Genomic DNA, 9,859 nt, shown 5'->3' with positions numbered 1-9,859 from the left:
AGCTATTGTGGGAGGAGCATCGCGCGGCCTACCCGGATGGTTACGGGTACAGCCGTTATGTTGCGGCCAGATTTATGTTGTCGCTGCTGGAGTGAGCCAAGGATTTCGCCAACCTCCTCGGCTCGCTCCGCAACATAAGAGTGTGACCTTTCGGCCTACAGGGCCTTCAGAAATGCCATCAACGACGGGAGAGAGGGTTGCCGAGGTGGCGGCCTCAGGCTGCTGATATCGACCCTGGCTAACGCCTCTGCTTTCATCTCCAGGTCGACTTCAGCATAGATGTGCGTGGTGTCTAATGACACGTGGCCCAGCCAAGCACGGATCGTGTTGATGTCGACGCCGGCGCGCAGCAGGTGCACGGCCGTTGTGTGCCGAACCGTATGTGGGCTCACGCGCTTCGTCGCCAACATCGGCACCGTTTCGCGCGCCATAGCGGCATATTGCGTCACGAGACGGTGTATTCCGAAGCGCGTCAAAGGCTGGTTCGTCCGCCCGAGAAAGACCGCTTCACTTTTGCTCCGGTCGGCCACAAGACGAGTCAACGAGGTTGCCGTCGTTGACCACAATGGACAGATTCTGATCTTGTTTCCCTTGCCGTGAAGTCGCACTGACGGGGACGCGCCCAGTTGGAGATTGCCGACCGTCAATTTTGCTGCCTCATCGGCGCGAGCACCGCTGTTGTATAGGAAAAGCAGCAGAACATGGTCGCGCACCCCAAGACTCGTGCGTCGGTCAGGTTGGTTTAGCAACGCGTCCATCTCGGCCTTTTCGAGGTATCCAATCGCGGTCTTGGTCGTCTTCTTGAACGGCACTGCTCGTATCTCGGAACACCAGGCCAGGTGGACCGGCGAACGCGTCCCGATAAAGGCGCAAGTGAATGGATGGTCGCCAGCCGCTGGTTGCGGGTAACCTCGCTGCACTGGCGATCGCGCTCCAGGTGGTCCAGGAACTTGCGGACGACTTCCGGCGTCAGATCTTCCACGGTCATGCGATCGATGGCGCAGCCTCCCTACTTGCTGGCAAACGGCAGCAACAATGTCAGTGTGTCGCGGTAGCTGGCTTGGGTGTTGCGGGAAAGATTGCGCTCGGCGACCAGATGTTCCAGCAAGAACCGCCGGATCCACGGACCAAGCAGGCTCTTATCCTTCATGGTCGGCCTCCATCGCGTACAGAGCAAAGCGCTCGCTGGCCGCCTGGAGGAGATCAGGCGTCATCTAATAGCGCTGGGTTGAACGGATATCGATGTGGCCAAGGTAGGTTGCGAGTTGCGGAAGCAGTCGTTGCACCTCCTGGCCGGAGCGATACCATGCGATCACCCGGTGCACCGCGGCTGTGTGGCGAATATCGTGCAGCCGTGGAGGTCGAGGCTCGCCGACAGGGCAACTGATTCCGGCGGCTCGGCGGACATGCTGAAACCAGGAGATGACCCGCACATAGTGCCACGGTAGACTGCCGCGCGTAGTAAATAATGGAGATCCTTTCCCGCGCGGCAGAGGGAGCCGGCGACGGCGCTCGACGTACTCGACCAGTTCCTGGTTGAGCTTTGGTCCGATTGGCACGAGGCGCGTTTTGAAGAACTTCGTGTCACGGACGGTGATGACCTGATCAGTCAGATCCACGTCTTGCAAGACCAAACGAAGCGCCTCGCCAATACGCATGCCGCTTCCGTACAGCAACAAGAGGAGCGTACGGTACATAGCTGGCACGTGGGGGCGATGCCCAACCTTCAGGATCGAGGTCGCGTCCAACAGGCGGCGCAGTTCTTCCGTGGAATAAACATAGGGCGTTTGTTGCGGCGGCAGCTTTGGAAATGTTGTCGGCAGTGGGGAGGATGCCGCGTACCCGCGACTGATGGCGAATCTATAAAGGCCGCTCAAAACCCTATATCGCAGCATCCAGGTGGCACTGAGCGATCCTTTGCCTTGGAGGAACTCGGCTACCGCCTCTGGGGTGACTTCGCCGATATCCCGATTGCCCATCGCTCGGCAGAACCTGCGGAGCAGAACCTCAGCGGACTCGAAACGCGCCCCCAGTGACCGCTGTTTGGCCAGATAGGCGTCGACGACGTTGGTCAGCATCATTGGAGGCCTCCCAGGTCGAACGCTCCGACCTCGCGAAGCGCCTGCATGTTCACCTTGGCGTAGATGCTGGTTGACGCCGCGCTGCGATGTCCCAAATGGTCCCCGATCTCCTTTATCGACAGACCTTCGGCAAGAAGCAGGGAGGCGCAGGCGTGGCGCAACGCATGGCCACCGCGATGGGCAGCGTCGATTCCAAGTGCAACAAATCTGCGGTTAGCGACATCATAGATGCTCCCTGCCTTCAACGGTCGACGGGGCGCGTGCATGCAGAGGAATACTTCCGAGCGTGACGACGGCGGCCGCACCGTATCGACGTAGCGGGCGAGTGCCTCAGCCGCAGAGGAAACCAGCGGGTAAATCTGCGGCTGGCGGCGCTTCAGGCGGAAGAGCCGTAGCGTCCTACCTTCCCAATCGATCTGATCGAGACGCAATGCCGCCACCTCGCCGCTGCGCATTCCATAGACCGCAAGCAACAGCAAAATCGCACGATCACGGATGTCCCGGGGGTTGTCGGTCTCGGCATCGGCCAACATGCGCCGCACATCGAACCAATCTGGGGCATACGGCAGCGATTCCTGTTGATAGAGCCGAGGCCGGCAAATCGACGCCGCTATGCGGTCCGTGCACATTCCCTGCTTTGCCGCGTAGCGCAGAAATCCCCGCAAGGTCGAGGCTGTGTTGGCCACGGAGACGCGGGACCATCGTCCCGTCGCCTGGGTGACGAAATAGGCGTCAACGTCCTCAGGCTGAAGGTCCCTAAGTTGCCGGTTTGTCTGATCACACCAGCGTAGGAACCTGCCGATCATCCGACTCCATTGCTCCACCGTCGATGGCGTGAATCCGCGCTCATTGCGCATCCACGTCACATACTGGTCGAGTTGGCTCTGGTACTGGAACACGACGGTCGGTTCACGCCACCAACCGAGAAATCGAAGCCAAGGTCGTCCAATGTTGACCACTCTTTGCGCAGCTGTGACAGCCCCACGAAGGCGTTGCCGCTCGGTCGCGATCCGTTGGAGCGCCTCGATGTCGACGCCCGCCGAAGCATCTGGACCGAGATGCGCGGCAATCCACAACAGCTCTTTGCGCTTGATCTCAAGAGAAGCTGGAGTCGCACCGCCTTCTGCACAGTGGCCAAGGTACCGGTACCGCTCGTTAGCGAATGGCGCGTTATCACCATGGAGCACCGTCAAGCGGTCCGAATAAGTTGTCTGATTCAGAGCGAACCTCCCTGGACAAAAGTTCGCTACTCAGACGTCAAATTATGTTGCGTGAATAATGACGCAGCGTTCAGGATCCCCGCAAATATAGCTCCTTCCACAACATAAATCCGGTCGCAACATAACGCGAATAGCGATACCCGCCGGGTTCGCCCGCGATGTATTCCTCCCACAAGATCGACAGCGTCACGTGCTTGCGCCGGAGTTCGCGATGCACCCCCGCCCAGTCCGGCTCGGCCTGCCGGCGATGGCCCTGCCGGGTGCCGGGACCGGCTCCCGCGCTGGCGAACAGCCGGGCCTCCAGCTCAGTGTCGGTGATGTGGTCGGGCAATGGCCAGGTCAGCCCCGATGCCTCGAACCGGCGGATCGTCAACCGCACCGTCGAAGGGGCCGTCCCCACCCGCCGCGCTATCTCGCGGGTCGGCATCCCGGCCGACTTCAATCTGATCACATCGCGCACGTGGCGCATCGCAAGCCTCTCCGTCGGCATCCAGGTCCCCCTTCGCAAAGCCGAAAGGCGGGATCGTATCGGAGCCAGAAGAGGCCTCGTCACCCCCGGGCGACATCATCCCGGAATGGTGGGCGAGATCATTCCGGACTGGTGGGCGACATCGAGCGGAATCAGCACGGGCACATCGGCGCGCTCGCCGTCTGGAGCACGGGCGATCCGCCCAGCAGCGACTTCGGCGCGCAAAGGTGATCTGAAAATCGACGAGGTCCCTCCCAGGAGCCTCTCACTATAGGCCTCCGCCAGCGGCTACTGGTTCTGCGGGCATTGCCGTCTCGGTTCTGAGAAAGCCTTGATGGCCGCCTCGATGTGCCGGCTCCCCGCAAGCGAAGTCGAGCCTAGACGATCGTGCCGATCGCCTCTCTTGTGGATCGGTTCTGCGTTGCTTCGACCGAGAATAAACCGCGTAATCGATCAGGGGAGCTTTTAGCGAGCGCCGAACGCTTGCCTGTCTTCTAAATCGAGGGCCTCCGGACGAGTACGGCTTCCGAGCGGGCCGTTTATGGCGCTTAGGCGCGGGCGGCCGTCACGTGCGGCCACTCCGACCCGCAGAGCAGCTGTTTGGGCCCGAGCTCCTCCAGCATCCTGCCCGCCGCACAGCTGCTCAACGCCAGGCTCCGTCCGGATCAGAACATTTTCGATCACAATCTCAAGCCGGATCGGTATCCGTTCCGGCGCTGCTTGCCGGGACTTGCTGACAGGCGAGTCTCGGAAAACTCATCCCCGATCAGCGTTGCGAAGTCTGGCATCAATCCTTCCGGCGCCCGAAACCGCCTCCGCCAATCATAGATCTGCCAGGGCGACGTGGCATGCTTGCGAGCGACCTCCGCCACACGCGCTCCCGGAATCAGGCGCTCGGCCACAATCCGCGTCTTCTCCGCCGCGGTGCGCATCCACCGCCCCGTCGACCTATCTCAAGGCGGTTCACATGTCTGCTCCGAGTCTCGCCGAAGCGAGGGATCGAGATTGGTCGCAGATTTGCCGTGTCACGATAGTTCGGAGCTTCAAATCCTCATACGCTGAATTTTGAACGGGCAATGGGATAAATAAGCAGGAGGAGATGAATCATGCGCCGTTTGATTTGTTATGAGTCCTTTTTGGTTTGATTCGGTTTGTTGTTTGCCACCTGCCCACGCTACGGCCGTCGAGATTACCTTGCGTGGATCCAGGCATGAAGCAGCACTCGATGAGGTGACACTGCGTTGTCGGCGGCAGCTTACGAATGCGCTCGGGTCGTAGGCGGCACCGGCGATGACGAACTCAGGAGGCGCGCCCTCCAGAGGTGATTGCGACGCTTCGCCTTTCTGACCCGCAGTGAGGATGAAGTGGACGGGGCACCTCAGTCCGCGCACGGCCAAAGACCTTTGTGCTCGGGCCGCCGCGCGAGCTACGATGGCCCGGTTCTTGAGCCCCCTTTTGCGTCGCTGGCATGCTGTTGAGCGCGGACAACGGTGGACTCTACGATCAGGTACTCGAAATCTGAGTCGTCCGACAAGTTATTGGTATCGAAGACCCGGTGCCGAACGCCTCCAGCGGCTGAAGCGCCGAAAGACGCTGTTCCACTCCCCGAAAACTTCCGGCAGGTCACGCCAGGGCGCACCGGTGCGGACAGTCCAGAGCACGCCTTCCACCAATACGCGGTTCTCTCGCCCTATCGAACCGCGCTGGTAAGGACGGCCGATGATCAGGCCTGAGATCTGGCTCCACTGCTCATCGCGCAAAACAAGTCGGCCCATGACGCCCAAGCCTACCAAAAAGCAGCCTTGAATCATGCTCCGAGTGATTTGAGAATACCATGAGTGCACACGACCTAACGCATGACCTACCCACCTGTTCCTGGGGCCAGGAACCCTGCTGCCGGACACCAAACGCGATGAATGAATGGATCGACTATTACGATTCCACGCATACGATCTATGTGAGCAGTCTGCACCGCGACCTGCATTTTGAGGCCATCGCGCGCGACATCATCCGCTACATCACCTCGCCCGACGCCGTGGTGCTGGACTATGCCTGCGGCGAGGCGCTCTCGGCCGCGAAGGTCGCCGATGCCTGCGCCAAGCTCTATCTAGCCGAGCCCGCGCCCCGCGTGCGCGGCCGACTGAACGCGCGCTTCGCGCCCAACACCAAGATCCGCGTGCGCTCGCTCGACGATCTCAAAAAGATGGACGAGAACTCGGTTGATCTCGTCGTGATGAATGGGGTCGCGCAATACATGACGCCGGCGGAACTGGATTCCGCCTTCGAGGTGATCCACCGGCTCCTGAAGCCGGCGGGCCGTTTTGTGCTCGGCGACATCCTGCCGCCCGGGGTCGGCATGATCAGAGACGTGCTAGCGTTATTGCGCTTTGCGGCGACCGACGGGTTCCTGCGCGATGCTCTGATCGGGCTGATTAGCACCGCGCTGTCCGACTACCGGCAACTGCGCAAAAGGATCGGCCTGCAGCGCTGCAGCCAAGACGAGATGATCGCCAAACTTGGCGCGGCCGGATTCAGTGCCATGCGCGCACCGCGCAACATCGGGCACAATCCGTGGCGCATGACGTTCGTGGCGCACCACTGACCGGAGGTCGTACCGAGAGTTAAGATTAATCAGAAGATTCGTCGCTGGTGGTGAAATAATCATCAGGTCGCGGAAGCGTCCTTGGGGGAGCGGTGCATCGCTTTTATCCTGGTTCGTCTTCGCGGATCGCGCGGCCACATGGCCCGTATTCGGCCTGCGATCCCACGCCGACAAATATGCCAACTCCTAGCTCCGCTGCGAGGGCCGGTCCGCAGCCATCGGGGTATTCCTCGCCCGTGCAACCTCGTTGCGATCAGCATTGCGTACGCCCCACAGGCCATATGCGTCAGTGCTTCGGGCGCAATCGTGTCACGAATAGCGGATCGCCGAGGAGGGCATTCTCCCAATCGAGCAAGTTGCAGCCTTAGTTCGGCATCGATGATCTCGGGATTGAGCTCTTGCAGCAGGCCCGCACGCACAAGTTTGGAAAGGGGAGGAAAATCCCACCGTCGAGAGGACGGAAATGCATGGAGAGCGGCTGGAACGGCGCCGTCAGTGTGGCGTGCAGCCCAATCACGCAGCGCGGGCTCGCATCTGCTGCGCTCTGCAGCGCAGAGATTTCATCGCGGCGCTGGACCGACCACCATGGCGGAAGTGGCGTTGAGGCGGCCACGCGCGATCAGGTCGCAGATCGCTCGGTTGACGCCAGGGCTGATGCCGTATCGTGGGCGCACATCCAGATTGGCGCAGGCCGTGCGGGGACGCTCATTCCGCGGGGGTCCTTTCGTTCGCGCTCTCGCGCCCCTCAGTCTCGAACTGCTTCTCGCTGTGCTCGGCGACGAAGTAGATCGGCCGCGCCTTCAACTCCGACAGGATCTTACCGATATATTCGCCGACGATGCCGATCATGATCAACTGCACGCCGCCGACGGTCATGAGGCCGACGAATAGCGACGGATAGCCGGGCACCTGCTTTCCGGTGGCCCAGACTTCCCAGATGATCGAGAGCCCAAACAAGAAGGCGGCCGACGCCAAGGGCACTCCGAGCAGGCTCGCAAAGCGCAAGGGCGCCACCGAGAATGAGGTCAGGCCCTCGATGGACAGGCCAAGCAGCCGCATGAAGCTGAAGGTCGTGACGCCATGCGCGCGCGGCGCCGGCTCGTAGTCGACCTGGATCTGGCGGAAGCCGATCCAGCTCGCTAACCCTTTGAAGAAGCGGTTGTGCTCGGGAAGCTGCCGCAGCGCTGCGACTGCGCGCGGCGAGAGCAGGCGGAAGTCGCCGGCATCTTCCGGGATCTTCTGCCGCGCGCCCCAGTTGATTAGGGCGTAGAAGCTGTGCACCGAAAGGCGGCGCAGCAGGGATTCATTGTCGCGATGGGCTTTGGCGGTATAGACCACGTCATAGCCGCCCTCGATCCAATGGCTGACGAGCTGTTCGACCAGCGCCGTCGGATGCTGGCCGTCGCCGTCCATGAACAGCACGGCACCCCGGCGGGCATGATCGAGCCCGGCCATCAGCGCGGCCTCCTTGCCGAAATTGCGTGACAGCGAAACCACCTGAACGTCGAGCGAAGAGGCTGGCAGCGTGCGCGCGATCGAAAGCGTCGCATCGCTAGAGCCGTCATCGACATAGACGACTTCGCAACCGAGTCCGTAGCGCTGCCGCAGCACCCTGGCCAGGTCGCAGATCCGTTGATGGAGTGCTGCAATGCCCGCCGCCTCGTTATAGGCGGGCACGACAATCGACAGTCCCTTCGCCGCGGCAGTGGCCGCGGTCGTGGACAGGCTTGAGACGTCGCTACCCAGCATCATCAATCAGATTTCCTAACTCGCCCCGCAGCGCAGCAGTCAAATCCGCAGGAACGCCTCGAGCCGGGCGAACAGCGGGTTCTCCTGGTCGAATACATAATCCAGCGAAGCCACCGACACCGTGTCCGCGCCATTGATCCGCAGAAAGCTGACGAGCCCATAAAGCTGCATCCAGCACAGGCGGCCCTCGCACCGATGCGCCAGTAATTGCCAGCAGTGCCCAGTGCGAGCAGGTGCGGCAGGACCAAAAAGTTTAGCGCTAGAGCGATGCTCGGTGGGGGTCTGGGCGCGCAAAACCAATCCCTCACGATAGAACATCGCGCCAAGGCATGTGAAGGCCGGCACCAGGAACAGGGTCGACGGCTCGATGCTGATCGGATCGGTCCCCGGCAGCGCAATCGCTATTGTTACGATCAACACCGCAGCGAGAGCCAGCGATAGAAGCAACTTGTGCGTCGACCCCACGAGAATACTGAGCAGAAAGGCTATCGCCACCAACACGCGATAGCGAGTTGCGAGCGACTGATGGCGAGCCAATCGATCCGAAACATGCGAGACACCTCGTGCCCGGCCGCCCAGCAGGATTTCCATCTTAGCGCTGTTGACCGTACTGATCACCAGCCCGGTAATGCCGCCGTCGATCAAATAGGCGGTCACGATCAGTAGCGCGAGAGCGACCAGCGCCGCGTCAAGCATGGGCAGCAGCGACTTTTGGCGTAAAAAGAAGACATAGAGCATAATGACGAGGGCAATGGCCGCAGCGGTGGTCGGATTGGCCATGATGCAGCACCAGCCGCCAACGCTGACCAGGATCCACCTCAAGACCTGGCGGATGCGCCCTGGCCGGTGGGGTAGTAGCAAGCCGATCATCACCGTCAAGAGCGATTGAATCGGGGCTGAGCAGCCAGCACCAAGAGAAGGCGGGCAATCCCAGATCATAAGCTGAGAATCCAGCCCAGGGCCATGGTAAGTGTGACATTCGCCATGCGCAGCACTGCGATGTCGCCAACCGCCCGCTGATATGGCAGTGATAGACGAAGCCGAAAAGGGACGGAGGAAGATTGATTGCGTAGTGGAATGGGTTGGCGATGAAGTTGAGGTACAAACCTTCGTCGGCGAGATTGAGACCGTATCTGCTGTAAAGTCCGATCCAACAAGATCGACGACGTCCTGCCATTGGGTGCTTATATCTCAGCATAGGTCACTTCCTGCTAGCCTCGTGGAGGAGGCCCATTGCAATCGATATCAGCCTCGAGGAGCTTCTAACTGACCTGAACCCCGCAATCTCCTCCAAGAATTGGTAGAGTCCATCACCTCGGAGCGAGATGGATGAAGCCGAGCCGACTCGAAGAAGTGGGGTATTCGGTCTTGATCGCTTGACTATTTGCCGCGCAGCACGTTTTGACTGATGATCATGGATCGATTCCATCCAAAGGAGGAAGTCATGATCTACGTCTCGGCCTCGATGTTTCACTGAATTCCGTCGCGATATGTGCGGTGGACGAGACCGGAAAGCTTATCCGGGAGGGAACGACGTTGGCGGACGCGCCATCGATTGTGCAGTACCTCGAACCATGGGCCGGTCAAATTGGGCGGGTGGGCCTGGAGGCAGGACCGACTTCAGAATGGCTGACCGCAAATCTAATCGAACTAATCTTAGGAGCCTGTCTGAGTAGTGACTATGTCAAGAGGGAGCGAGTCTGATTCCTTGCGCAGCCATGAGCAAGGAATTTCGCCC

At 60.6% G+C, this 9,859-nt stretch carries 7 protein-coding genes and 4 pseudogenes; 1 reads left to right on the top strand and 10 read right to left on the bottom strand.

Features of this window, described 5'->3' with window-relative positions; translation table 11 throughout:
* Nucleotides 1–155: 155 nt before the first annotated feature.
* The 7 genes and pseudogenes from KJQ96_RS37195 to KJQ96_RS41000 form a co-directional block, all read right to left on the bottom strand.
* Entirely contained in the window at nt 156–812 is a 657-nt protein-coding gene (locus KJQ96_RS37195; protein ID WP_213291030.1) for a tyrosine-type recombinase/integrase, read from the bottom strand.
* Nucleotides 813–1,009: 197 nt separating this feature from the next.
* Nucleotides 1,010–1,150 (bottom strand): site-specific integrase, encoded by a 141-nt coding sequence (locus KJQ96_RS37190; RefSeq protein WP_213291029.1) that lies wholly within the window; start codon nt 1,148–1,150, stop codon nt 1,010–1,012.
* Nucleotides 1,151–1,214: 64 nt separating this feature from the next.
* Nucleotides 1,215–2,081 (bottom strand): tyrosine-type recombinase/integrase, encoded by an 867-nt coding sequence (locus KJQ96_RS37185; protein WP_213291028.1) that lies wholly within the window; start codon nt 2,079–2,081, stop codon nt 1,215–1,217.
* Complete coding sequence (locus KJQ96_RS37180; protein WP_249735002.1) at nt 2,078–3,157, bottom strand: tyrosine-type recombinase/integrase; 1,080 nt, start codon at nt 3,155–3,157, stop codon at nt 2,078–2,080. The genes KJQ96_RS37185 and KJQ96_RS37180 overlap by 4 nt, the downstream gene beginning before the upstream one ends.
* A 265-nt stretch (nt 3,158–3,422) precedes the next feature.
* Nucleotides 3,423–3,770: pseudogene (locus KJQ96_RS37175) on the bottom strand (helix-turn-helix domain-containing protein); the annotation flags it as partial.
* A gap of 680 nt (nt 3,771–4,450) precedes the next feature.
* Nucleotides 4,451–4,702, bottom strand: a complete 252-nt coding sequence (locus tag KJQ96_RS37170; RefSeq protein WP_213291027.1) for a transposase — start codon at nt 4,700–4,702, stop codon at nt 4,451–4,453.
* Nucleotides 4,703–4,982: 280 nt separating this feature from the next.
* Nucleotides 4,983–5,554: pseudogene (locus KJQ96_RS41000) on the bottom strand (IS5 family transposase); the annotation flags it as partial.
* 128 nt (nt 5,555–5,682) lie between these two features.
* On the opposite strand from KJQ96_RS41000, the gene KJQ96_RS37160 reads away from it, so the two are divergent.
* Nucleotides 5,683–6,372 (top strand): class I SAM-dependent methyltransferase, encoded by a 690-nt coding sequence (locus KJQ96_RS37160; RefSeq protein ID WP_213291025.1) that lies wholly within the window; start codon nt 5,683–5,685, stop codon nt 6,370–6,372.
* Between the two features lie 338 nt (nt 6,373–6,710).
* On the opposite strand, the pseudogene KJQ96_RS37155 reads toward KJQ96_RS37160, so the two are convergent.
* The 3 genes and pseudogenes from KJQ96_RS37155 to KJQ96_RS37145 all read right to left on the bottom strand — a co-directional run.
* Nucleotides 6,711–7,081: pseudogene (locus tag KJQ96_RS37155) on the bottom strand (ChbG/HpnK family deacetylase); the annotation flags it as partial.
* Nucleotides 7,078–8,124, bottom strand: a complete 1,047-nt coding sequence (locus KJQ96_RS37150; protein ID WP_213291024.1) for a glycosyltransferase family 2 protein — start codon at nt 8,122–8,124, stop codon at nt 7,078–7,080. The gene KJQ96_RS37150 and the pseudogene KJQ96_RS37155, both read right to left, overlap by 4 nt.
* A gap of 36 nt (nt 8,125–8,160) precedes the next feature.
* Nucleotides 8,161–8,289, bottom strand: a pseudogene (locus KJQ96_RS37145) (ATP phosphoribosyltransferase); the annotation flags it as partial.
* Nucleotides 8,290–9,859: the final 1,570 nt, after the last annotated feature.

This window comes from Bradyrhizobium sp. sGM-13 (genome assembly GCF_018398875.1).
In the GTDB taxonomy this organism is placed as follows: domain Bacteria; phylum Pseudomonadota; class Alphaproteobacteria; order Rhizobiales; family Xanthobacteraceae; genus Bradyrhizobium.
This window is presented reverse-complemented; position numbering and strand designations above follow the sequence as displayed.

Excerpts from the sequence above, each read along its gene's own strand:
- KJQ96_RS37190 (WP_213291029.1), bottom strand. The coding sequence starts at position 1,150 with ATGAAGGATAAGAGCCTGCTTGGTCCGTGGATCCGGCGGTTCTTGCTG.
- KJQ96_RS37185 (WP_213291028.1), bottom strand. The coding sequence starts at position 2,081 with ATGATGCTGACCAACGTCGTCGACGCCTATCTGGCCAAACAGCGGTCA.
- KJQ96_RS37170 (WP_213291027.1), bottom strand. The coding sequence starts at position 4,702 with ATGCGCACCGCGGCGGAGAAGACGCGGATTGTGGCCGAGCGCCTGATT.
- KJQ96_RS37160 (WP_213291025.1), top strand. The coding sequence starts at position 5,683 with ATGAATGAATGGATCGACTATTACGATTCCACGCATACGATCTATGTG.
- KJQ96_RS37150 (WP_213291024.1), bottom strand. The coding sequence starts at position 8,124 with ATGATGCTGGGTAGCGACGTCTCAAGCCTGTCCACGACCGCGGCCACT.